Raw genomic sequence first — 23,173 nt, 5'->3', positions numbered from 1 at the left:
CCGTGCCGGGGTCCGTCGGCCGCGAGCGACTGGGAAGGGGAGTGAGCGTGGCCTCCTCCACGCCGAACACACCGCGACGGCGCCGTCCCGTGGACGTGCCCGCGCTGGCCGAGGGTGTGCTGTCCGGGCACCGGCCGACCCTGGCCAGGGCCATCACCCTGGTCGAGTCGCGCCGTCCCGATCACACGCGGGCGGCCCAGGACCTGCTCGTGCGCCTGCTGCCGCACGCCGGCAAGGCTCAGCGGGTCGGCATCACCGGGGTGCCCGGGGTCGGCAAGTCCACGTTCATCGACGCGTTCGGTTCGATGCTCACCGCCGACGGCCACCGGGTCGCGGTGCTGGCCGTGGACCCCTCCTCCAGCCGCACCGGCGGGAGCATCCTCGGGGACAAGACACGAATGGAACGCCTGGCCACCGACCCGAACGCGTTCATCCGGCCCTCGCCGACCGCCGGGACCCTCGGCGGTGTGGCGCGGGCGACCCGGGAGACCATGCTGCTCATGGAGGCGGCCGGGTTCGACGTGGTGCTGGTCGAGACGGTCGGCGTGGGCCAGTCGGAGATCACCGTCGCCGACATGGTGGACTGCTTCGTCTTCCTCACCCTCGCCCGCACCGGCGACCAGCTCCAGGGCATCAAGAAGGGCGTCCTGGAACTGGTGGACGTGGTCGCGGTCAACAAGGCCGACGGCCCGCACGCCGACGACGCCCGCAAGGCCGCCCGGGAGCTCTCCCGTGCGCTGCGGCTGCTGCAGCCGCTGCACCCCGACTGGAGACCACCGGTACTGACCTGCAGCGGCATGACCGGGGACGGGCTCGAGCGGGTGTGGTCGACCGTCGAGGAGCACCGCGACGTGCTGTCGGCCTCGGGCGAGCTGGACCGGCGGCGCAGCAGCCAGCGGGTGAGCTGGATGTGGGACCAGGTGCGCGACCAGCTCATGGACGGGTTCCTGCGCGATCCCGACGTCAGCGGCCTCATCCCCGGCACCGAGGACGAGGTGCGTTCGGGCGAGACGACCGCCACCCTCGCCGCTCGCCGGCTCCTCGAGGCCTTCACCCAACGTGATGGTGCACGGGGGTCGGGGGACGCCTGGGACGGGGGCGGTACAGGACAGGTCGAAGCGGACTGAAATACTGACCGGTATCCGCGAGGGCGGGCGTCATGTCGTGAAATGACCCACGGTGAGCAGGCGATACCGGTCCCCTTCGGCGGGGGTTCGTGTCCAGGAGGCGAAAATTTCTTCCTGGACACCATTCCCGAAGCGGCGGTTCGCTTATACCGTGAGTGTCCGACGACCTACCAGATCGAGCGGGCACGCCGAGCGCTTCCCCGCACCGGGGCCGACGAGGTGGGAGTGGAATCCGGTTCCGGTGGGCGTGGTCGCCCGTTCTGCATAGGGTGAAGCAAGGGACCCCTCAACATCGCCACGTGGGGCCGGGAGGAGTGAACGTGCACAGGCTCGGACTGAGCACGCGGGTGGAGAGCCGCAGCGTGATCGTCGCGATCGAGGGAGAACTCGACATCGCGACCGCCGACGACCTCCGGGAACACGTCCAGCAGGCCATGGACGCGCACGGGCCATGGCTGATCCTGGACCTGTCCGCGCTGGACTTCATGGACTCCAGCGGACTCAACGTCATCATCAGCACCTACCGTTCGGTGCGCGAGGCAGGCGGAGCCCTCTCGCTGGCCGCTCTCAACGAACGGGTCACCAAGGTCGTGCGCCTGGTCGGTCTGCACCGCCAGGTCCCCGTCCACCAGAACGTCGCGACCGCCGTCAGCGCCATGGACGCGTTGGAGGCCAAGAGCCAGGCCGGATGAGCAACGGGCCTCCCCGTTCCGCCTGGACCGATCCCCTCGCCTGGGACCACAACAGCCACTACCACGGCCACCTGATCCGCAGACTCCCCGAGCACGCCGCACGTGTGCTCGACGTCGGCTGCGGTGAGGGTCGCCTGGCCCGTACGCTCGCCGAACGCGGGCTGCAGGTCGACGCCCTCGACGCCGACCCCGACGCGATCCTGCGCGCCCGCGCCCTGACCCCCGCGCGCCTGGGCGTGCGCTACCGTGCCGTGCCCCTCGAGGAGGCCGACACCGAGCACCGCGCCTACGACGCCGTCACCGCCGTGGCCGTGCTCCACCACATGCCGCTGGGCCCCGCCCTGGACCGGCTCGCCGACGCGGTCGCCCCGGGCGGGACGCTTGCCGTCCTGGGCCTGTACCGCGAGGCCCACCCCGCGGACTTCGCCGCGACCGCCGCCGCTCTGCTCCCGCAGTGGTTCATGGGGGCCGGCCTGCGCCTGGCCGGATCCCCGTTCCGCCCGACCGACCCGCCCGGTGTGCCCGAGGCGCCCATGCGCATGTGCGACCCTGCGCAGACCCTGCCGGAGGTCCGGGCCGAGGCCGCCCGCCGCCTGCCCGGGGCACAGGTGCGGCGCCTGCTGTTCTGGCGCTTCAGCCTCGTGTGGACCCGACCCGCTCAGGGCGCATGACCTCGAGGATCTTGCTACCAGAGCCGACTTCAGCGCTGATATTGGCTCCAGTAGCAAGATCCCCGGCCGCCTGATGCCGCGTTGACGCGCCCGGGGCTGAGCCTGGGCACGGCGCCCGCTGCCGAGGATCATGGGGGCATGAGCGAGTACGTCGTCGCCCTGGACGAGATCACCCCCGGTATGCGGGACCTGGTCGGAGGCAAGGCCGCAGGGCTCGCCGAGGTCCTGCGCGCCGGCGAGAACGTGCCCCCGGGTTTCTGTGTGACCACCGGGGCCCATCACGCACGCGAGGTCCCCGAGGAGGCCGTGGCGGCCGCTTACGACGAGCTCGGCGGCGGCCGGGTCGCGGTGCGTTCCAGCGCCACTGCCGAGGACCTGCCCGACGCCTCGTTCGCCGGGCAGCAGGACACCTACCTCGACGTCGAGGGCACCGAGGAGATCGTGCGTGCGATCGGGCGCTGCTGGGACTCCCTCTGGACCGAACGTGCCGTCGCCTACCGCCGCGACTTCGGCATCCCCGACGACTCCGTGCGCATGGCGGTGGTCGTGCAGCGCATGCTCGAACCCCGCACCGCCGGGGTCCTGTTCACCGCCGACCCCGTCACCGGCACCCGCGACACCACCGTCGTCGACGCCGTACCGGGGCGCGGAACCGGCGTCGTCGACGGCACCGTGCAGCCCGACCACTACGTGCGCGCGCCCGACGGCGGCGTCACCGGCCCCGACGACGGCTGCCTCACCCGTAGCGAGGTCGAGTCCCTGCACGGGGCCGGGCAACGGCTGCAGACCGCCCAGAACGGCCCGCGCGACATCGAGTGGGCCCTGGGCCCGGCCGGGACCCGGTGGATCCTGCAGTCGCGCGCCGTCACCACCCTCTTCCCGATCCCGCCCCGCCACGGCGACGAGACCCGCGTGTACTTCGAGGGCGGCCACATGCAGGGCATGCTGCGGCCCTTCACACCGATGGGGATGTCCGTGCTCCGGACGGCCGTGGGCAGCTGGGCCACCACGCTCGGGATCGGCGGTGACACCGCCGAGGGTGTGCCTTCCGCGGTCATGGACATCGGCGGCCGCTTCTACATCGACGTGACCCGCCTGGTGCGCACACGCCGGATCCGTGAATCCCTGCCGGCGTCCATGGGGCTGTACGGGCCCAGGGCCGGGCGCGCGTTCGAACGCCTGCTCTCCGACCCGCGCTTCTCCCCCCTGCCGCTGCGCATCGCCCCCACCACCGTGGCGCGGGTCGCCGTCCGCAGCTTCCCGCGCGTGGCCGGGCTCGTGCGCGGCGCCGTGGCCTCCCTCGTCGACCCCGACGGCGCGCGGCGGCACCTGCTGCAGGTGGGCGAAGAAGTGCGGGCCGAGACCGTGCGCGACCCCGCCGAACCGGAGGAGACCCGGGCCCGCCTCGACCGGGCCGAAGCCCTCCAGCACCGGGCGTTGGCTCAGCTGAGCAGGATGCTCGGCCCCGTCTACACCGGCCTGGCCGTCGCGCAGCTGCCCCGCACCGTGCTCGCCGGGATCGCCGACGAGGGCGAGGTCGAGGCGGTCCTGCGCGGCATGCCGCACAACGTCACCACCGAGATGGACCTCGACCTGTGGCGGGTGTCGCGGCGCGCGGCCGACCACAGCGACCTCTTCCTCGGGTACGACGCCGAGGAGCTGGCCGCCTGGTACCACGAGGGGCGCCTTCCCGACATCGGCCTGGACGGGTTCCTCGAGCGCTACGGGCAGCGCAGCGCAGCCGAGATCGACGTCGGCGTTCCCCGGTGGGCCGAGGACCCGACACCGGTGTTCGGGCTCCTCGCCAACTACCTGCGGGTCACCGACACCGACGAAGCACCGGACCGCCGTTTCGAACGCGCCGCGCACGAGGCCGAACGCACCCGCACCGACCTCGTGGCCCGTGCGCGCCGGAGCTCCCCGTGGCGCGGGGCGGTCGCGGACTTCCTCTTCGACCGGGCCCGGAGGCTCGGGGGCGTGCGCGAGTACCCCAAGTTCGTGTGGCTGTACGCGATCGCCGAGACCCGCAGGGAACTGCTGCGAGTCGGCGCCGACCTGGTCGAACGCGGGCGGCTCGAACGCGCGGAGGACATCATGTTCCTCGACCTCGCCGAGGCCGAGCGCTCCGTCCTGGGTGAGGACCTCCGGGGGACGGTGGCCCGGAGGCAGGCCGAGTACCGCCGTGAGCTGCGGCGCCGCCACGTCCCGCCGCTGCTGTTGTCCGACGGCACCGACCTGGAGGCCGCCCTGCCCCCGCCCGAGGCCGAGGACGGGCTCCTGCTCGGGGTGCCCGCCGCACCCGGGACCGCGACCGGGCGCGTGCGGGTGATCCGCGATCCGCTCGGCGCCACCCTCGACCCGGGCGACGTGCTGGTCGCGCCCACCACCGACCCGGGGTGGACTCCGCTCTTCATGACCGCGTCGGCGCTCGTGGTCGAGACCGGATCGACCGTCGCACACGGCCCCACGGTCGCCCGCGAGTACGGGATCCCCGCCGTCATCTCACTGCGCGGGGCCACCGAGACCCTGCACGACGGGCAGACGGTCACGGTCGACGGTTACGCCGGCACCGTCCGCCCGCACGACCAGGACTGACCGGGCTTCCTTCAGCGGGTGCCCCCGCACAGCGGTCTGCCTCGCCCCGGCAGGCGGCTGCGCCGCGCGTGTCTTCGGGGCCGCCGAAAAGTTCTGTGCTTCCGGAGAATGGCCGGAACCGGCCTGGAATTCTCTGCGCGGCCGCCCTTCCGTTCGGTCGAAGAAGGCGAAAGTGCCTGTTCGGCCATGGCGTACGGTTCCCGGTTCCCCTAATTTTTCCTCTGCGTGAATCTCCGGTCACAGTGTGTTCGAGGGGGTTCTTGTATATTCACAGAGCCCCCACAGCGAAGCGTGCGGCGCCCAGGCGGATCCGTGTGTTTCTTCGTGATTCCGAGAGCGGGAAGGTTGAGTCAGTGGAAGACCTCAGCGGAATTGTCAGCGCGTCCATAGGGCTGCTGTTCCTTTCGGGGGTTCTGCATTTCATCAAGGCTGCCACGAAGAGTGGGACCTTGGACAGGAATTCCGCGATCGGGATCCGGACCAGGACCACCACGTCCTCGGACGCGGCTTGGGAGGCGGGGCACCATGCTGCCGGGCCCTGGCTGCTGGGCGGTGCGCTCACCGGTTATTTCATCGCGCTGCTCTCCGCTGCGCTCACGGTGTTCGGCGCACTCAGCGGGACACTCGGCCCGGCCGCGTTGCTCGTGCCCGGATCCGGATTCCTGGCCGTGTGCGTGCTGCTCGTCGTCGCCACCTCGGTCGCCAACAGGTCCGGGTCCGAAGCGGAAACCAACCGACAGTAGGGAACCAGGTGAACAGACGTTTCATCGCCGTCTCGACGGCCGCGTGTCTCGTACTGGGGACGGGCGGTATCGCCGCCGTCCCCGCAACCGCCGGCACCGCGCCCAGCGGTGTCCAGCAGCAGGTCGTGGACCAGAACCCGGGCCGTGCGGAGATCAAGGAGTCCGTCGCCCCGATCGCCGCCTACAGCGACCAGGAGGTCCTCCAACTCCTCCTCGCAGCTCAGGGCCCGGTCGCCGAGAACCACCCCGAGCTTCCGCGCCTCCTCGGCTTCGACGAGGACAAGCCCCACACCGACACCGAGGGGCTCGCCCAGATCATCGACGCGTACCTGGAGTTCGAGCCGGAGTTCGCTGCGCTCGTCGCCGAGCCGCTCCAGTCCGGTGACCCGGACGAGGTCGATCGCGCACTCATGGACTTCACGGAGTCCTTCATGGAGTTCATGGAGGTCTCCGCCGACCAGCTGGGCGACGGCTGGCAGGAGCAGGCCAGCGGTGCCGGGTGGACGTGGCAGGGCGCCAATGTCGCGATCTACGCGAACGCCCTCGGCGTGGCCAACGTCGTGGGGTACACGAACGCCGGTGTGGCCACCTTCGCGCTGGCGGCCGTGGCCGTCGTCAAGCTCTACCTCGACGACTCCGGCCCCCAGGGCGCGGAGTTCGAGCGCGAGCACTTCGTCAACGAGTTCGCCACGGCCCTCGGCTCGTAGGCGGCTGCCGTCCCCGGCCGGTCCGGGGCGCGTGATCAGTGAATGGTCGGCCGCGGGGCGACCCGCGGCCGACCGCCCCCGTGGGGCCTGAAAGGCACGGAAGGCACATCAGCATGGGTGACAGAGGTAAGGGCGACGGTGCTGACAGTCACGCGGGCGGGAGAGCGGCGGTCGCCGGCCTCGCGGCGCTGGCCCTGGTCTGCGCGCTGCTTCTGGGTTCCATCTTCTTCTCGTTCCCGAGCAATGTTGTTTCGGTGCGCGACGGCGGGTCGGTGAGAACGGTTTCGGTCGAGCTTCTTCCGCAGAACTGGCCTTTCTTTACAAAGCCCCCGAACGATCCGGAAGTCATCCCCTATATCGTGCACGGCGACGGAAGAATCGAATTCGCATCGCAGTTTCCGAACGGGCGGGCCGAAAATGTCTTCGGGTTGTCCCGGGAACAGCGAGCCCAAGGGCCAGAGATGGCGAATCTGGCGAACCAGGTCGAGGAATGGGTCGACTGCTCCGGGGCTCGGGACGAGTGTGTCGAGACAGCGGTCGGGCAGGGTGTCGCGCAGACCATTCACAATTCCTCCCCGGTGGCCACGCTGTGCGGGACCGTGGTCCTGGCGCAGACCGAGCCGGTGCCCTGGTCCTACCGGGACCACTACGACGGTTGGCGCCTCGACAAGGAGGCCGTCATGATCGAGGCGGAATGCTGATGAACGCACTGGTGCGACGAGTCGGCGGTTCCGTCGGCTCGTTCAACGCGGAATCGCGTGTCCTGGGGTTCGGTCGGACCGTCATCGCCCTCGCACAGGCGACGGTCTTTCTGTTCACCCCCGCCTCACACCTCTTCGTGCCGGTGGGCGGGGACGAGGTGGAGATCCAGTGCGACAGCGCCGTACGGTCCGTCACCGCCTACTGTCTCCTCGACGGAACCGACCGCCAGATCGTCAGCTGGATCGTGCTGGCGATCCTGCTCGTGGTCGCCTCGGGACTGCTCCCGCGGTACACGTCGGTCCTGCACGCGTGGGCCGCGCTGTCGATCCATACGTCCTTCTCCCTCCCCGACGGTGGTGAGACGGTCGCCCAGGTGTGCACGCTCTTCCTCGTCCTGGCCTGCGCCAACGACCGCAGGACATGGCATTGGCAGGCGCCGCGCGCGGAGCGTTCGCACAGGGGTTCCGCCTTCCAGGGGATCGCCTGGGCCGGTCACTGGGGGTTGCGCCTCCAGGTCGCCTACATCTACCTGAACAGCGCCTTGGCCAAGCTGTCCGTGGGCCAGTGGCAGGACGGCACCGCGACCTACTACGTGAGCCGGATGGAGACCTTCGGCGCGAGTGGGGTCCTAGCGGACCCGGTCCTGTGGTTCACGGCTCTGCCGGTGGTCGCCTTGGCGACGACGTGGGGGACGATCGCCGCCGAGGTCGCCATCGCTGTCCTGGTGCTGGTGAGCGGACGAAAACAGCTCGTGGCGTTGGCCCTGAGCGTGTGCCTGCACCTGGTCATCGTTGTCCAGATCGGCATCGTGAGCTTCGGGTTCGTCATGGTGGGCGTGATCGTGTGTGCCACGGCGCGGAGCCTGGAACCCGAGCTCAGCCGTGCTGCGGCGGCGCGCCGGGCCGCGCCGAACGCGGTTGCCGCAGTGCGCGGGCCGCGGGGGTGAGTCGGCGCCCGGGCGCGGAGGCGCCCGGGCACGCCGCTCAGCGGGTGCCGAAGAGGTGCTCCAGGGCGAGCTGGTCCAGGCGCTCGAAGTGGTCGACCCGGGAGGACGACCGCGCCGCCCGGGCCGCAACACCGTTGCCCCCGCCCGCTGATTCTGCTCTGATACGGGCATGATCGCTCCCGACGCACTGCGCGACCAACCGGTCCTGGAAGGCGCCCGCGTGCGCCTGGAGCCCCTCGACGCCCGTACCGGCGAGCACATGGTCCGTGACTTCCTCGACATGGACCCGCACGTGCGCCGCCTCACCGGTACCCATCGCCGCTTCACCGAGGAGGAGCTCCGGAACTGGGTCGCCACCCGCCCCGACCACCACGACCGGGCGGACTGGGTGATCTTCTCGCAGGCCGACGGTGAAGCGGTCGGTGAGTGCTCCCTGATCGGCCTGGACCACCACAACGCGTCCGTCGGGTACCGCATCGCGCTCTTCCGCATGGAACAGACCGGGCACGGCTTCGGGACCGCCGCCACCGACCTGGTGTTGCAGTACGCCTTCGAGCAGGTCGGGCTGCACCGCGTCGGCCTCGAGGTCTTCGAGTTCAACGAGAACGCGCGCCGCTCCTACTCCCACTCGGGGTTCCGTGAGGAGGGCGTGCTGCGCGAGTTCCTGTACTGGGACGGGGAGTGGCACGACGCGGTCCTGATGTCGGTGCTGGACCGCGAGTACGCCGAGTTCCACGCCGACGACCCGCACGCCTGAACCCGCGCCCCCGCGGCCGGCCCTCCCCGTTCTGTCGTCACCCCCTGGCACATGAGCTTCCCCATCCCCTCCACCGACCGCGCTGCGCCCGCCGAGGCGCCGTAGGCTCGGGGCATGCCGGTACCCGAATTCCTCCGTGAACTGCGCGGCCACGTGGGCCACGACCTGCTCCCGCTCGTCGGGGTGACGGGTGTGGTCTTCGACGACGCCGGGCGTGTGCTACTGCACCGCCGTTCCGACGACGGCCGCTGGGCCACCCCCGGCGGGATCCTGGAACCCGGAGAGCAACCGGCGGTCGCGGTCGTGCGCGAGGTTCTGGAGGAGACCGGGGTCGAGGCCGAGGTCGAACGCCTGGCCAGCATCCTCGGACACGACCCGCACACCTACCCCAACGGCGACCGGGTGCAGATGCTCGACCTGGCCTTCCGCTGCCGGGCCGTGGGCGGCACCCCCACGGTCGACGGGGACGAGAGCCTCGACGTGGCCTGGTTCGAGCGCGACGCCCTGCCGCCGATGTCGGTGCGCATCACCGACCGCATCGACCACGCCGCCGCCGACCGCCCCGAACCCTTCTACGTGGTCTGACCCGGGCGGTCCCACCGCACCCGGACACACGAACGCCCGCCCGGCCTCCCACCGGGCGGGCGCTACCCCCGTGCGTTCAGCGGCTCAGTTCCACTGGCGGCGCACCGCCCAGCGGTCGGAGCCGGTGTCCTTGGCGATGTCGACGATGCTCGCCTCCCCGGCGTCGGACTCGGCCGAGACCCGCAGCAGGTGACCGGGGGCGGCCTCCTGCTCCCGGGGTCCGGGACGCACGGGCCAGTCGCCGATGATGCGCCGGACCCAGAAGGTGCGGCCGCGCCAGGTGAACTGTGCGGGGTTCCCACCGGTGGTGGAGCGGACGTCGATCTGTTCGTTCAGAAGACTCACGCAGGACAGCCTATCGAACGTGTTTTCGAGAGAAGGGTGTCTCCCGAAGGGGCGGACTATCGGGACGCCGAACACCCTAGGCTCCGCCCGCGACCGTGTGCACGCGCCCTCCGGCGTGTCGTCCCCGCTACAGGAACACCCGCCCGGGCCGCGACCGGTCCCGCAGCGCCGCCATGCGCCGGGTGTTGCTGGGGCGCCGGGCCAGCAGGTGGTACAGCAGCAGCGAACACCCGCGGTCGGTGCGGGCACGGTCGGCCATCTCACCCATGTTCACGCGCCGGTACAGGCGGCGTCCGCCGGCGAGCAGGCGGACGGCGTGCGCGGCCTCCGGAAGGTGCGCGTGTGCGTGGTGGTCGGCGGTGTACTCCTGTGCCCGGGACAGCGCGGCCCCCACCCCCGGGAGGAGTTCGGCGCCGAGCGTGGAGACCCTGCGCCAGTACCCCGTGTGCCCGGCCGCCACGTGCCCGATCTGGTGGGCGACGAGGAAGGCCAGCGCCTCGGGGTCGCGCCCGTGCTCGCCGACCTCGAACACGTCGTGGCAGAGCACGAGGTAGCGCCGCAGCCCGTGCGCGGAGGCGTCGGTGCGGCGCGGGTGCCGCTCGGTGCTGACGTAGACCTCCGGGGCCCGGGCCAGCCCCATGGCCTCCGACAGCGACACGACCAGGCGGTGCGTCTCCGGGAACTGGGTGGGGGAGACCTTCACGGATTCGGCGCGGTGCCGGGCGTAGCGCAGCCCGCGGGCGACCCAGCACACCGCGAGCACGGCCGGCACGGGCGCCAGCGTCCACACCACGGAGGCGGTGAGGGTCCACAGCAGGTGCAGGGCCCCGGCGGCCAGGGCGAGGGTGATCGTGACGCACACCGCGAGCAGCGGGAGCTCCCACGGGTGTGCGGGCGCCGGGAGCAGTTCCTCGTCACCGCCCGCGGTCTCCACCGGGGGCGCGGGGCGCGGGTCCGGGAGGGGTTCGCCGGTGGGGCGCCCGCCCTGCAGGGAGCATCCCGGAACCCCGCTGGTCGAGCAGGCGGCCGCTCGGCTCTCCGGTGGTGTCGCAGGTGACATACCCTCCCCCTTCCAGCCGCGGTGCGTGAACCACGAGGAGTTGTTACTCCCTGTGGTCGAATATTACTTTCCGCTTCCCTTGTGTGGGAGTGGTGGAAGGCGGCGTGTCCGTGCGCGGGACGCGGTTCAGCGCCCGCCCTCGTACCGGCGCAGCTCCTCGGCGAGCGCGTCCAGGAACAGGTCCACCTGCTCGGGGTCGTACCCGGGACGCGCGCGGGTGGTCGCGAACTGCACACGCTCCACGTCGGTGGCGGTCAGGGTGGCCCGGTCCGGGCGCCCCTCCATCAGCATCGTGAGCGTGAACTCCGCGCGGTCGAGGAAGTCGTCGACCTCCTGCTCGTTGTATCCCGTGGTCAGCCGGGTGATGGCGAACTGTTTGTTGCGCACCGACGTGGCGCTCATCCGCGGGCCCGCGGGCGAGCTCGTGCCGGGGCCGCCGGGTCCGCCGGGGACCGGGACCCGCGGTGGGGCGGCCGGCTCGGGTTCGGGGCGCGGGGGCAGCGGGGGAGGGCCGGAGGGCGGCTGCGCCTCACGGCCCAGCCCGCGCCCGGCGAGCTCGGCGATGATGCGGTCGAGGAAGTCGTCCACCTCCTCCTCGCGGTAGCCGGGGCCGAACCGGGTGGTGCGGAAGCGGGCCCCGCGTACCTCGTCGGCGGTGATCAGTTCCCCTTTGCGGGGGCCGCCGTCGAGAGCGAGCAGGGTCGCCTCGACGCGGTCGAGGAGGGCGTCGACGTCCCCCTCGTTGTAGCCAGGGCGAAATCGCACCGTGTGGAACTTCTTGTCGCGGATGTCCGCCGGTGTCAGAGGCATGGTCACCATTGTGCAGTCGACGTGGGCCGTCGGTCGGCCGGATTCGGAGGAAGGCCCGGGGGTGCGCAGGGCCTTCGGGGTCACGGCCGTGACGGCGTCGGGCACCCCGGTGGCGTGCAGTGGGTGCGCACGCCCGGAGCGGTGCTGAACTCGGGCCGGGGGATGTGGCTGTTCATGGTGCGCATTATGCCGGGAGGGTGTGCTCCTGGCCATACCGGCGGGTAAGGGTGGCCGGGTGCGGTCGCGGCGGCGCGTCTCAGCTGCGCATGAGGTAGGCGGCCAGCCCGCGGGCGATGGCGTCGGCTGCGGTCTCGCGCCACTCGGGGTCGGACAGCATCTCTGCGTCCTCGCCGTTGCGCATGTTCCCCGTCTCCAGGAACACCTTCGGAACCGTGGACAGGTTGAGCCCGCCCAGGTCGGTGCGTTCGTCGAAACCGTCGTCGGCGAGGTAGTCCGCGACGGGCATGTCCGTGCCGTCCCCGTACTCGCGGTGCAGATCCTCCGCCAGCACCTCGGAGGGTTCGGCGATCTCGTCGGTGTACCCGTCGATCGGCCCGGGGTGGATCACGTGGAAACCCCGCCCGCTCTCGGGCCCGCCGTCGGCGTGGATGGACACGGCCGCGTCGGCCTCGGCGTCGTTTCCGATCTCCGCACGTTCGTCGATGCAGGGGCCCACGCCGTCGTTGTCGTCGCGTGTCAGAACCACGGTCGCGCCGTCGGCCTCCAGGCGTTCCTGCACCAGCACGGACAGTTCCCAGTTGAACTCGTGCTCGGACAACCCGTCGGCGGTCTCGGTGCCGACGGTGTCGCAGGCCTTCTCCTCCCCGTCGGGGCCGGCCGGAACGTTCTCGTTGATGCGGTCGGAGGCCTCCGCGTTGCCGCCGTTGTGGCCCGGGTCGATGACGACGACACGGCTGTCCAGCGGCCCGTCGCCGGCCGGCCCGTCCTGCCCGTCGTCCTGTCCGCCGGGGGCCTCGTCCGGTTCGCCCGACTGCCCGTCGTCGGGCCCGGGCAGGGGCGGAGCCGCCGTCGGGTCGTCGGCCGGGGCCTCGCCGGGAGGGGTGGCGCACGAGGTGCAGAGCAGGGCGGCCAGCGCGGTCAGGGAGAGGGCGCGGAGGGTGCGGCCGCCGGGCCCCGGCTCGGTCGAAGCGGACATGTGCACAACCTAGCGCTCCCACCCGTGTACGCGGCACCGGGCGCCGTGGGGTTCTCCGTCACCGTCTGACCGATTTCCCGCATTCCTTGACGCCTGAGTCGCTCCGGGGTTCACACGAATTCTGCGAAGAACAGAAGGAATTGCGCTCATTTCTGCTCTGACCTGCACAGTTGTCGATCGTGACGTGTCCGTGATGCTCATTACGGTGCCTTTCTCCTGATTCTGTGGATAAGCTCCGACCCGGAGGCATTCGGGGTGCGCATCCCCCGGCCCGGACCCCGGGGAGGGGGATCCGGCCGATCCCCCCGGACGCCGAGCACCACCCGGACATCGGCCCCCAGGCCGTGCCGTCGACATCCGACACCGGTCCGTGTCCGCGCCCCGCGTCCCGCTCCCGCCCGTCACGGCTGTGGATCACGAGGCCGCCCGACCCGGCAGCGCGGGTCGGGACGACCCGAACGAGGATGACCTTGACCCATTCCCCCAGCATCAGCGCGCGCCGCATGCTCCAGGCCGGCGCCACGTTCGCAGCCTTCGGCGGTCTGACCCTCGCCGCCGCGATGCCCGCCCACGCCGACACCGTCACCGCGGGTTCGGCCGCGCTCACCATCGCCACCGAGGAGCTCTACCTCGACGGCACCCCGCAGGGCGAGGAAGCGTCCGTCGCGGAGAACTTCTCCTTCCAGCCCGAGAACTGGATCACCTTCGACGCCGACCTCAGCGCGAGCACCGACGCCGCGGGTGTGCACAGCGAGGTCGTGCTCAACCACGCCCACATCCAGCTCACCCTGGAGGAGGCGATCGAGCTCGAGGCCCAGCCCGCGGACGAGCTGAGCAGCTCCGACCTCGATGCCCAGACCCTCGAGGGCGACGCGGCCGACACCCTGGACGACGACGAGATCATCCTCGACGTCGAGATCAGCGGCGCCACCGTCAGCACGACCAAGAGCTGGGACGGCACCCACGAGAGCACCTTCGTGCCCGGTGACGTCACCGAGAACGTGAACGCGCCCCAGGTGGAGATCGCCACGTTCCACGACGAGTTCACCGGCGAGGTCGAGGACCGCTACGGCGAGGACGTCGTCTGGGACGCGGCCTCCACCGTCCTGGGCGCGAGCTTCACCGCCGACAACGGCGAGTCCGTGGAGATCTACCTCGGGGAGGCGCAGTCCTCGACCGCCGAGATCGAGGTCGAGGACGAGGACCCGGGCAACGGCGACGACCCCGGTAACGGCGACGACGAGGACCCGGGCAACGGGGACGGCGAGAACGGCAACGGCGAGGACGGCAAGGACGAGGACGACCAGGACGGCGGCAAGGACCCCGGCAAGGGTGACGGCGACCAGGACGACCGCAAGGACGACGGGGAGGACACCCTGCCCGTCACCGGTGGCGCCCTGGCCGGCCTGATCGCCGCCGGCACCGCCGTGGCCGCCGGCGGTGGCGCCACCCTCTACTTCACCCGCCGCAAGAACGACGGCGCGACCGGCGCCGAGACCTCCGACGACAGCTCCGACCAGAGCTGATCCACACCGTCCTCGCCGGCGGCCCTCCGCCGGCGACCGGTCGACCGCGGCCCCGGGGTGCACGCCCCGGGGCCGCGGTCGTGTACCGGCCCCTCACGGCGGTTCCCGATTCGGCCTCCACGGGCTAGGCTCGCTCTGTGGGTTCGCTCCGCGACCCACCGTCCGGTTTCCCTCCCGGGGCGGGAGGGTCCCCGCTCAACCGCTCCGCACACGCCCGGCCGCACCCGCGGCCCCCACCCCTCCCCTCGGGGCCGCGACAGGGCCGGGCATCCCCCAGAACAACCAGGAGTGCTGTGGTGACCACCACCGAGCCGATCGTGCGCCGCCTCCTCGGCGGCGGTGTCCTGTGCGCCGCGCTCGGCGCACTCACCGTCGCGACCGCCGCCCCCGCGACCGCCTCCCCGACGGTCTGGGGCAACGCACAGGCCTGGGTCTCCGACGGCGATCTCGTCAGCGGATACTCCACCGCCAGCCACGGTGACGACCACGAGGACGAGTCCGCTGCCGACGAGGTCCACGGCGCGCTGTCCGAGTACGCCGAGATCCGGGGCGGCAGCCACACCGTCGTCGACCCCGAGGGCGCCCACGCCTACGCCACCGTCGAGTCCGCGACGTTCCGCCTGGAGGCCGAGGACCTGGTGGATCTCGGCATGATCGACGTGCCCGACGCCGAGGACGACACCGACACCGACGGGGACCGGGACGGCGACGACGGCGAGACCGACGAGCAGGGGGACCGGCCCTCCGCCCTCGAGGACGAGGCGGCGCCCGACGAGCCCGAGGAACCCGCCGACGAGCCCGAGAACGGGGCCGAGGCGGACGAACCCGAGGACGACCCCGCCCACGAGAACGATCCGCGCCCGGGCGAGGACGAGGAAGAACCGGACGAGGACGCCGGCGAGCCACAGGAGAGCGAGTCGCCCGAACCCGAGGAGCGGCCCGGCGATCGCGCCACCGAGGCCCCGGCGGGCGGGGAGGCGCGCCTGGCGCCCCTGGCCCCGGTCGGTGCCTCCGACGCGAGCACCACCGACAGCGTCGAGTTCACCGTGGCCGACGTCGACACCACCGTCACCGCCGGGTTCGACGGCCGGACCCGCATGGGGTTCGAGCACGGTGAGATCACCGCGTTCGGCGAACCGGTCGGGAAGCTGGAACGGGGCGAGGAGGGCACCACCGTCACGGACGTGCTCGAGGTGCCCGGCGAAGGCGGCGGGGAACCGGAGGAGGTCCCCGTGAGCGTGCGCTTCGTGGTCAACGAGTCGACCTTCGAGGACGAGGACCCCGAGTGGGACGGCACGGGCGCGCGCTCGTGGCTGACCGCGTGGGTGCAGGTCGGTGACGCCGACGAGGACAACGGGTTCGCGGTGGACCTCGCCGACTCCTGGGCGCTGGGATCCACGCACGCCTCGGACTCCGGTGCCTCCGACGACAAGGACGGGGAGGCCGGTTCCGAGGAGCGCCCCGTGGGCCACCTGCCCACGACCGGGGGTTCCCTGGCGGCGCTGGTGACGGCTGCGTGCGTCGCGGTCGGCGGCGGTGCGGCGGCGACCTACCTCGCGCGCGGGCGCACGACCGCGTTGGACGACCGCATCGAGGACTGACGGCGTCCGGAAGTGCGGGGCCCAGTGCGCGGCCCCCGCGTGTGGGGCCCGGCCTCAGAGCACGGTGCCCCGGCCCATGAGTGCGAGCGTCTCGGGGCGGCGGATCCACGCGACCGCGGCCATGGCGGCGGTCAGCACCAGCGGGAACACCCAGCCGGAGTCCATCAGCAGGAAGACGTGGGTCAGGGCCGCGCCCGCCACGACGACGGACAGCCCGAGCGCGGCGAGCCCCGCGGTGCGCGGCGCCAACAGCATGGCGGCGCCCACGACCTCGGCCGCCCCGACGGCGTAGCGCAGCCACTGGCCGGCCCCGATCTGCTCGAACGTGGCGACGTGGTCCGGCCAGGCGAGGAGCTTGCCGGCGCCGACGAGGAAGAAGACTGCGGCACCGAGGGCCTGCAGCACCCACGAGATGACGGTGAGTGACCGCGCGCGGCTCGGACGGTCTTGTGGCATGGGGGCCTCCTGTGGGTCCCAGGTGGTCGTTTCGTGCTTCGGACACGGATGAGGGCGGGCCCGTCGGGCCCGCCCTCGGTTCTCGTCGTCAGCCGGAGTCCGCCCGGCCGTTCCCCCCGGAACCGGCTCAGACCGGGGAGATCACTCCGTACGCTGGCTGGGAATTCCGGCCAGCAGGGCGCGGACCTCAGTCTCGCGATAGCGGCGGTGTCCGCCCAAGGTGCGGATCGAGGTCAGCTTGCCCGCCTTCGCCCAACGTGTGACCGTCTTGGGGTCCACGCGGAACATGGTGGCAACCTCGGCGGGGGTCAACAGGGGCTCCGCCTCGGGCGTGCGAGTCGACATGTGTACGGCCTCTCCTCCTGGATCTGTGTGCCGATCCTTGAGCCTTAAATCCTGGCACTGGGCCCGGATGTCCGATGTTCCCGATCTGCGAGCCATCGGCATCACCCGAGGTGATTGTGCGACCACTCCAAGCAACTTTGCACGTGGGAGGCCAAAGAAAGCCGCCCGTGGCCGCGTCACGCTAAGTGATTCTAGCGACACGTTTAGTGGCATGTGGTCTATTCGGTCAAAACTTCGTTCTCCGGCCTCGTTTTTCTCGATCCGGAGCGACCGAAGTGCTAGGCGTGGCTGACCGAAACCCGGATGTCGGGGGTCGGTTCCGGGGGTCGTCGCGCTGGTCGGTTCGCGGGTGCGTGCCGGCCCGGCGGGGCGTTCGGAGGAAGGCCGTCCCCATCGGTCCGAGCGGTCGGGTCACGCGGGATCGCCCGCGTGGCAGGGCTTCTCTGATTACGGAGCGTGCACTCTGTGATCGCCTCGCTACAGTGTACGTCGATCCTTAACGGGCGTTATGCCCAATTTCTGAGAGCTCGGCGCGGCGGCGGGGAGCCGCGTTCGGAAGCCCTTGCCTCACGTGGGAAAAGGCTCTCTGAAGAGGTTGAGAAACCTGGTGTACCAGGTTGGTCACCGGCGTGTCGGGGCGTCCGGTTCACGACAGAGGTCCTGACGCTGTCGCCGAAAAGCTGACAATGACGTGACGCTCGGTTGGCGTGCTGGAGAGTGCTCGACGACCTCCGTCGACGCAGGGGCGGGCCGCGCGCGGTGTCGCGGTGGATCGTCACACCCGGGTGGCGTAGGCACGGCTGGGCCCGACCAGGTACGGTTGTACGTGTACGTAAGCTGGCGCGAGTCGTCAGTCGCGTTTGACGGCCGTCAGCCCGACAGTGCGGGTTAGTTGAGAGATCTGGGGTTCATCCGAACCCCATCGTTGAGGGGGTCGAGCCAATGGGGCGCGGCCGAGCCAAGGCCAAGCAGCAGAAGGTCGCCCGGAAGCTCAAGTACAGCACCGGTGGGACCGACCTCGATCGGCTGCGGTCGGAGCTGGGTGTCGCTGAGGGTGAGGGGTCTCAGAGCGGGCCGTCGGGCCCGGAGGACTCCTACGGAGAACCTCACGACGAACTGATCGACCGTTACGCCGATCTCGCCGAAGAGTACTCGGACTCCGACAAGTAGGTCGGCCGAGGTCTTCGACCGCTCGGACAGCGACAACTGAGCCTGTGGGCAGCCCCCGATGTCCCGGGGAAGCCGCGAACAGGTGGATATAGCCGGTGCGAACCACTCCTGTGGTTCGCACCGGCTATGTTCGCACCCCTTTTGGGCGGACACCGGTGCGCTCACGCCGACCGGTACTCACCCTCCACGACGGTGTTGCCCTTGCCGGCGGTCACCGAGCCCAGGCGCCAAGCGGCGAGCCCGCGTCCGTCGAGCAGGGCCAGGGCCCGGTCGGCGTCCTGTTCCGCGACGATCGCGACCATGCCCACGCCCATGTTGAACGTGGCCTCCATGTCCTCGCGTGCGACGCCGCCCTTCTCGGCGAGGTGGTCGAACAGCGGACCCGGGGCCCAGGTACCGCGGTCCACGTGTGCGTCCACGTGGTCGGGCAGGGAACGGGCCAGGTTCGCGGCCAGGCCGCCGCCGGTGACGTGGGAGTACGCGTGGACCTCGACCTCCGAGGTCAGGGCCACGCAGTCCGCGGCGTAGACCCGGGTCGGCGTCAGCAGGGCCTCGCCCAGGGTCGTGCCCAACTCCGGGACCTCGGCGAACAGGTCCAGGTCGGCCTCGTCGACGATCCGGCGGATCAGCGAGTACCCGTTGGAGTGCGGGCCCGAGGAGGCCATCGCGATGACGGCGTCGCCCTCGCGCACCCGGTCAGGGCCCAGGATCGCGTCGCCCTCGACCACGCCGGTCCCCGCGCCGGCCAGGTCGTACTCGTGCGGTTCCATCGCGCCCGGGTGCTCGGCGGTCTCCCCGCCGACGAGCGCGCACCCGGCCTGGTGGCAGCCCTCGGCGATCCCGCCGACGATCTCGGCGATGCGCTCGGGCACCACCGCGCCGGTCGCGATGTAGTCGGTCATGAACAGCGGCTCGGCACCGCTGACCACGAGGTCGTCCACGACCATCGCCACCAGGTCGATGCCGATGGTGTCGTGGCGGTCCAGCTGCTGGGCGAGCATGACCTTGGTGCCGACCCCGTCGGTGGAGGTCGCCAGGACCGGGTCGCGGTACTTGGCGGTGTCCAGGCGGAACAGCCCGGCGAAACCGCTGGCGTCGGTGACCTGCTCCGGGCGGCGGGTCCGCGCGACGTGGCGCTTCATCAGGTCGACGGCGCGCTCACCCGCGGCGATGTCGACGCCCGCGGCCGCGTAGGCGCCCGCCCCCGTGTTCTCGGCTGCCACGCGAGTTACTCCTCGTGATGTGTTCGGTGGTCCCGGCCGCCGCCCCGTTCCGGGCACGGCGCAGCCGGGCGGTGTGCAAACGAAGGGCCCCGAGGGGTCAGCCGCGGCCGCCCGCGGCCACGGTCTCCTCGGGGGTGCCGCAGGCCTTCTCCAGCAGGTACTTGCCCTGGGAGCCGGTGTCGACCTCCAGCGGGTACACACCGTCGAAGCAGGCCCGGCAGAGCTGGCCGGAGGGGACCTCCGTGGCGGCGGTGAGCTCGTCCAGGCTCACGTAGGCCAGGGTGTCGGCGCCGATGGACTCGGCGATCTCGTCCGTCGACAGGTTCGCGGCGATGAGCTCGTTGCGGGTCGCGAAGTCCACGCCGTAGTAACAGGGCCACAGCACCGGGGGACTGGAGATGCGCACGTGGATCTCCGTGGCCCCGGCCTCGCGCAGCATGCGCACGAGGGCGCGCTGGGTGTTGCCGCGCACGATCGAGTCGTCCACGACCACCAGGCGGCGGCCCGCGATGACGTCGCGCAGAGGGTTGAGCTTGAGCCGGATCCCGAGCTGGCGCAGGGTCTGGCTGGGCTGGATGAACGTGCGGCCGACGTAGGAGTTCTTCACCAGGCCCTGGGCGAAGGGGATCCCGCTGGCCTCGGCGTACCCGACCGCGGGCGGGGTGCCCGACTCCGGGACGGGGATCACCAGATCGGCGTCGACGGGGTGCTCGGCGGCCAGACGGCGGCCGACCTCCACCCGGGTCGTGTTGACGTTGCGCCCGGCGATCGTGGTGTCGGGGCGGGCCAGGTAGACGTACTCGAAGAGGCAGCCCTTGCGGTCGGCGGGCGCGAAGCTGCGCGAGCGCACCCCCCGCTCGTCGATGGTCAGGAACTCGCCCGGTTCGATCTCGCGGACGAACTCCGCACCCACGATGTCGAGGGCCGCGGTCTCACTGGCCACGACCCATCCGCCGGCGCCGGAGGTCTCGCCGAGGCGGCCGAGCACGAACGGGCGGATCCCCTGGGGGTCGCGCGCCGCGTACAGCGTGTTCTCGTCCATGAACACCAGCGAGAAGGCCCCGCGGACCTGCGGGAGCAGCTCCATCGCCGCGTCCTCGACGGTGACGTCGGGGTCGCCGTGGGCACGGTCGGCCAGGAGCTGGGTGAGGATCTCGGTGTCCGTCGAGGCGCGCTGCGAACCCTTGAGCTGGGATGCCAGCTCGGCGGTGTTGATCAGGTTGCCGTTGTGCCCGAGCGCCAGGCCGCCCTCCCGGGCGAACGTCGGCTGGGCGTTCTCCCAGACCGGGGAGCCGGTCGTGGAGTAGCGGCAGTGCCCGATCGCCATGTGTCCGCGCAGGTTCTCGAGGGTCGCCTCGTCGAAGACCTGGGAGACGAGCCCCATGTCCTTGTAGACGACGATGCGTTCCCCGTCGCTCAGGGCGATGCCTGCGGACTCCTGCCCGCGGTGTTGGAGCGCGTAGAGACCGAAGTAGGTGAGCTTGCTGACTTCTTCGCCGGGTGCCCAGACCCCGAAGACACCGCAGGCGTCCTGCGGGCCGCGTTCACGCGGATCGAGGTCCATGGAGAGCCGGCCGTCGGAGTACGGCACGTGCCCAGCTTAGTGCCTGCCGATCAGCGGAACGGCACTCGGGGTTCCATCTGTCGCCGGGGCCCGCCACAACCCGGTTCCGGGGCTCCCGGAGGGCGTTCGCGGGGCGGGGTCATTCCGCCGGGGCCCACAGCGGCAGGTGGCCGGAGAGGTCGGCGCGGGCACCGCTCGCGCTGACGCGGTGGCCCCCGAGCTCGCCCTGCCAGTCCGTGCCGCCGGTGGCCAGACGAAGCCACGTGATCGGGTCGGTCTCCACGACCCCCGGGGGAGTGCCGCGTGTGTGCCGGGGCCCCTCGACCGCCTGGACCGCCCCGTACGGCGGCACCCGGACCTCGAGGCTGTTGCCCGGGGCGCGTTCGGCCAGGACCGCCAGGGTGGCGCGCACGGCCGCCTTGACCGCCGGGCGCTGGGGCTCGGACGCACGCAGTACGGCACGGGCGCAGGCGGCCACCGCCTCCTCGTCCCCGCCCTCGAACGGGGGTTCCCCCAGGGCGTCGCGCTGGGCGTCCAGGGCGGTGCGCAGGCGCTTCACGGCGCTCGCTGTGAGTGCGGTCGGCATGCGGCCAGAGTACGGTCATCCGGGGTCCCCGTACCCCGGGACGATCGGGTCACGAAGCGATGGGGATACTTGTCAGCGGGCGGAAATGCCCCGAAGGTGGACACCGAGAGGCACCTGCGGGCCGAGACCACTGCTGCCCCCGCCGCCCGGGTGATTCCTGTCTCAGGGCCCCACTGGCCCCGGAGCGCCGGACACGGTAGCGTCCCTGGCCTCCCGGCCCCCAGCCGGGTGCCACACCGCGCGCTGTCGCGCTGAAGCAACTGGTCAGCGCCCGTAATATCCACCATGGAAGACCACCGCACCATCGGGAGAGACGACGTGCGCCTGCGTTTGCGCCCGCGTGATGACAGCTACTACGAAATGTTCACCGATTCGGCGAACAACCTGGTCATCGCGGCCCGCCTGCTGGTGGAGCTGATGAGTGACGGGGCCGACCGGGAGGCCATCACTGAGAAGATGCGCGCCTGCGAGCACGCCGGCGACGACGCCACCCACGCCATCATGCGGCGGCTCAACAAGAGCTCGGCGACCCCTATACACCGCGAGGACATCTACCGCCTCGCCTCCAACCTCGACGACGTCATGGACTCCATGGAGGCCGCCGTCGACCTCATCGGGCTCTACCGGCTCGACCGCCTGCCCAAGGGCATCATCGACCAGATCGAGGTGCTCGAGCGCGCTGCGGAGCTGACCGCCGAGGCCATGCCGCGCCTGCGCGACCTCGAGGACCTCACCCGGTACTGGATCGAGATCAACCAGCTCGAGAACCAGGCCGACCGCATCTACCGCAAGCTCCTCGCCCACCTGTTCAGCGGCGAGTACGAGGCGCTGACGGTGCTCAAGCTCAAGGACGTCATCGAGGAGCTGGAGACCGCCGCCGACGCGTTCGAGCACGTGGCGAACACGGTCGAGACGATCGTGGTCAAGAACGGCTGAGCACGCCGGCCGGACACCCCGGCCGAAGACACACGTGGGCCGGGGCACCCGACGGATGCCCCGGCCCATTCGTGTGTTCGTGAGGGCCTACCCGAAGCGGCCCGTGATGTAGTTCTCCGTCTCCTGCTTGTCGGGACGGGTGAACATCTGGTTGGTCTCGCCCATCTCGATGAGCTTGCCGGGCTTGCCGGGGGCGGAGAGGTTGAAGAACGCGGTGCGGTCGGACACACGCGCGGCCTGCTGCATGTTGTGCGTGACGATCACGATCGTGTAGTCCTCCTTCATCTTGTGGATGAGGTCCTCGATCGCGAGCGTGGAGATCGGGTCCAGCGCCGAGCAGGGCTCGTCCATGAGCAGCACGGACGGCTTGACCGCGGTGGCGCGGGCGATGCACAGGCGCTGCTGCTGACCGCCGGAGAGGCCGGAACCGGGCTTGTTGAGGCGGTCCTTGACCTCCTCCCACAGGTTCGCGCCGCGGAGGGACTCCTCGACCAGGTCGTCGGCCTCGGACTTGGACATCCGGGAGTTGTTGAGCTTGGCCCCCGCGATGACGTTGTCGTAGATCGACATGGTGGGGAACGGGTTGGCCTTCTGGAAGACCATCCCGATCTCGCCCCGGACCATGACCGGGTCGACGTCGGGGCCGTAGATGTCCAGGTCGTCCAGGAGGACCTTGCCGTCGGCGCGGGCGCCGGGCGTGACCTCGTGCATGCGGTTCAGCGCACGCAGGAAGGTGGACTTGCCGCAGCCGGAGGACCCGATGAACGCTGTCACCGACCGCGGCTCGATGGTCATGGAGACGTCCTCGACGGCCATGAAGTCGCCGTAGTAGACGTGGAGTCCGGAGACGTCGATTCGTTTCGCCACTGG

At 71.2% G+C, this 23,173-nt stretch carries 24 protein-coding genes; 14 read left to right on the top strand and 10 right to left on the bottom strand.

The features are described from left to right. The first annotated feature begins 41 nt into the window (after positions 1-41). The 10 genes from meaB (at position 42) to IDM40_RS08855 (ending at position 9,525) form a co-directional block, all read left to right on the top strand. Complete coding sequence (gene meaB, locus IDM40_RS08900; RefSeq protein WP_193121452.1) at positions 42-1,127, top strand: methylmalonyl Co-A mutase-associated GTPase MeaB; 1,086 nt, start codon at positions 42-44, stop codon at positions 1,125-1,127. A gap of 320 nt (positions 1,128-1,447) precedes the next feature. Then, positions 1,448-1,819 (top strand): STAS domain-containing protein, encoded by a 372-nt coding sequence (locus IDM40_RS08895; RefSeq protein ID WP_040703144.1) that lies wholly within the window; start codon positions 1,448-1,450, stop codon positions 1,817-1,819. Continuing rightward, a complete protein-coding gene (locus IDM40_RS08890) occupies positions 1,816-2,490 on the top strand; it encodes a class I SAM-dependent methyltransferase (protein ID WP_193121451.1) in 675 nt (224 codons plus the stop codon). Before IDM40_RS08895 ends, IDM40_RS08890 begins: the two co-directional genes overlap by 4 nt. 138 nt (positions 2,491-2,628) lie before the next feature. Further along, positions 2,629-5,085, top strand: coding sequence for a PEP/pyruvate-binding domain-containing protein (locus IDM40_RS08885; RefSeq protein ID WP_193121450.1), 2,457 nt, complete (start codon positions 2,629-2,631; stop codon positions 5,083-5,085). A 353-nt stretch (positions 5,086-5,438) separates the two neighbouring features. Further along, positions 5,439-5,828, top strand: a complete 390-nt coding sequence (locus IDM40_RS08880; RefSeq protein WP_193121449.1) for an SdpI family protein — start codon at positions 5,439-5,441, stop codon at positions 5,826-5,828. 8 nt (positions 5,829-5,836) lie between these two features. Then, positions 5,837-6,535, top strand: a complete 699-nt coding sequence (locus IDM40_RS08875) for a hypothetical protein (protein WP_193121448.1) — start codon at positions 5,837-5,839, stop codon at positions 6,533-6,535. Between the two features lie 113 nt (positions 6,536-6,648). Next, positions 6,649-7,236: an SdpA family antimicrobial peptide system protein gene (locus IDM40_RS08870; RefSeq protein WP_193121447.1), complete on the top strand. Its 588-nt coding sequence runs from the start codon at positions 6,649-6,651 to the stop codon at positions 7,234-7,236. Next, the gene (locus IDM40_RS08865; RefSeq protein WP_235997440.1) at positions 7,236-8,183 is read left to right on the top strand and encodes a sporulation-delaying protein SdpB family protein; all 948 of its coding nucleotides are present in this window, start codon (positions 7,236-7,238) and stop codon (positions 8,181-8,183) included. The genes IDM40_RS08870 and IDM40_RS08865 overlap by 1 nt, the downstream gene beginning before the upstream one ends. 169 nt (positions 8,184-8,352) lie before the next feature. Beyond that, on the top strand, positions 8,353-8,940 hold the full coding sequence (locus tag IDM40_RS08860) for a GNAT family N-acetyltransferase (protein ID WP_193121446.1): 588 nt from the start codon (positions 8,353-8,355) through the stop codon (positions 8,938-8,940). Positions 8,941-9,054: 114 nt separating this feature from the next. Further along, positions 9,055-9,525: an NUDIX hydrolase gene (locus IDM40_RS08855; RefSeq protein WP_193121445.1), complete on the top strand. Its 471-nt coding sequence runs from the start codon at positions 9,055-9,057 to the stop codon at positions 9,523-9,525. Positions 9,526-9,609: 84 nt separating this feature from the next. Here IDM40_RS08855 and IDM40_RS08850 read toward each other — a convergent pair whose 3' ends face one another. From IDM40_RS08850 to IDM40_RS08835, 4 genes are all read right to left on the bottom strand, one after another. Continuing rightward, positions 9,610-9,870: a DUF6504 family protein gene (locus IDM40_RS08850; RefSeq protein WP_193121444.1), complete on the bottom strand. Its 261-nt coding sequence runs from the start codon at positions 9,868-9,870 to the stop codon at positions 9,610-9,612. 127 nt (positions 9,871-9,997) lie between these two features. After that, positions 9,998-10,930, bottom strand: coding sequence for a M48 family metallopeptidase (locus IDM40_RS08845; protein WP_193121443.1), 933 nt, complete (start codon positions 10,928-10,930; stop codon positions 9,998-10,000). Between the two features lie 126 nt (positions 10,931-11,056). Beyond that, positions 11,057-11,749 (bottom strand): DivIVA domain-containing protein, encoded by a 693-nt coding sequence (locus IDM40_RS08840; protein ID WP_193121442.1) that lies wholly within the window; start codon positions 11,747-11,749, stop codon positions 11,057-11,059. Between the two features lie 247 nt (positions 11,750-11,996). Continuing rightward, positions 11,997-12,896: an N-acetylmuramoyl-L-alanine amidase gene (locus IDM40_RS08835; RefSeq protein WP_193121441.1), complete on the bottom strand. Its 900-nt coding sequence runs from the start codon at positions 12,894-12,896 to the stop codon at positions 11,997-11,999. 470 nt (positions 12,897-13,366) lie between these two features. On the opposite strand from IDM40_RS08835, the gene IDM40_RS08830 reads away from it, so the two are divergent. Both IDM40_RS08830 and IDM40_RS08825 read left to right on the top strand, forming a co-directional pair. Then, positions 13,367-14,422, top strand: coding sequence for a DNA primase (locus tag IDM40_RS08830; protein ID WP_193121440.1), 1,056 nt, complete (start codon positions 13,367-13,369; stop codon positions 14,420-14,422). A 296-nt stretch (positions 14,423-14,718) separates the two neighbouring features. After that, positions 14,719-16,023: a hypothetical protein gene (locus tag IDM40_RS08825; protein WP_328806973.1), complete on the top strand. Its 1,305-nt coding sequence runs from the start codon at positions 14,719-14,721 to the stop codon at positions 16,021-16,023. Positions 16,024-16,077: 54 nt separating this feature from the next. Here IDM40_RS08825 and IDM40_RS08820 read toward each other — a convergent pair whose 3' ends face one another. Next, positions 16,078-16,479: a DoxX family protein gene (locus IDM40_RS08820; protein WP_193121439.1), complete on the bottom strand. Its 402-nt coding sequence runs from the start codon at positions 16,477-16,479 to the stop codon at positions 16,078-16,080. Between the two features lie 141 nt (positions 16,480-16,620). Next, the gene (gene bldC, locus IDM40_RS08815; protein WP_013155387.1) at positions 16,621-16,824 is read right to left on the bottom strand and encodes a developmental transcriptional regulator BldC; all 204 of its coding nucleotides are present in this window, start codon (positions 16,822-16,824) and stop codon (positions 16,621-16,623) included. Between the two features lie 942 nt (positions 16,825-17,766). On the opposite strand from bldC, the gene IDM40_RS08810 reads away from it, so the two are divergent. Beyond that, positions 17,767-17,994, top strand: a complete 228-nt coding sequence (locus tag IDM40_RS08810) for a DUF3073 domain-containing protein (RefSeq protein WP_017613035.1) — start codon at positions 17,767-17,769, stop codon at positions 17,992-17,994. 161 nt (positions 17,995-18,155) lie between these two features. Here IDM40_RS08810 and purM read toward each other — a convergent pair whose 3' ends face one another. From purM to IDM40_RS08795, 3 genes are all read right to left on the bottom strand, one after another. Continuing rightward, positions 18,156-19,217 (bottom strand): phosphoribosylformylglycinamidine cyclo-ligase, encoded by a 1,062-nt coding sequence (purM, locus tag IDM40_RS08805; protein WP_193121438.1) that lies wholly within the window; start codon positions 19,215-19,217, stop codon positions 18,156-18,158. 97 nt (positions 19,218-19,314) lie between these two features. After that, the gene (purF, locus tag IDM40_RS08800) at positions 19,315-20,808 is read right to left on the bottom strand and encodes an amidophosphoribosyltransferase (RefSeq protein WP_193121437.1); all 1,494 of its coding nucleotides are present in this window, start codon (positions 20,806-20,808) and stop codon (positions 19,315-19,317) included. A gap of 112 nt (positions 20,809-20,920) precedes the next feature. Then, on the bottom strand, positions 20,921-21,367 hold the full coding sequence (locus tag IDM40_RS08795; protein ID WP_193121436.1) for a sterol carrier family protein: 447 nt from the start codon (positions 21,365-21,367) through the stop codon (positions 20,921-20,923). 318 nt (positions 21,368-21,685) lie between these two features. Here IDM40_RS08795 and IDM40_RS08790 point away from each other — a divergent pair, with 318 nt between their 5' ends. Beyond that, complete coding sequence (locus IDM40_RS08790) at positions 21,686-22,303, top strand: DUF47 domain-containing protein (RefSeq protein ID WP_193121538.1); 618 nt, start codon at positions 21,686-21,688, stop codon at positions 22,301-22,303. Between the two features lie 87 nt (positions 22,304-22,390). Here IDM40_RS08790 and pstB read toward each other — a convergent pair whose 3' ends face one another. After that, positions 22,391-23,170, bottom strand: a complete 780-nt coding sequence (gene pstB, locus IDM40_RS08785) for a phosphate ABC transporter ATP-binding protein PstB (protein WP_193121435.1) — start codon at positions 23,168-23,170, stop codon at positions 22,391-22,393. Positions 23,171-23,173 lie beyond the last annotated feature (3 nt).

This window comes from Nocardiopsis coralli (assembly GCF_014892575.1).
GTDB classification, from domain to species: domain Bacteria; phylum Actinomycetota; class Actinomycetes; order Streptosporangiales; family Streptosporangiaceae; genus Nocardiopsis; species Nocardiopsis coralli.
The sequence above is the reverse complement of the archived record's forward strand: the minus strand, read 5'-3'. Positions and strand labels throughout refer to the sequence as shown.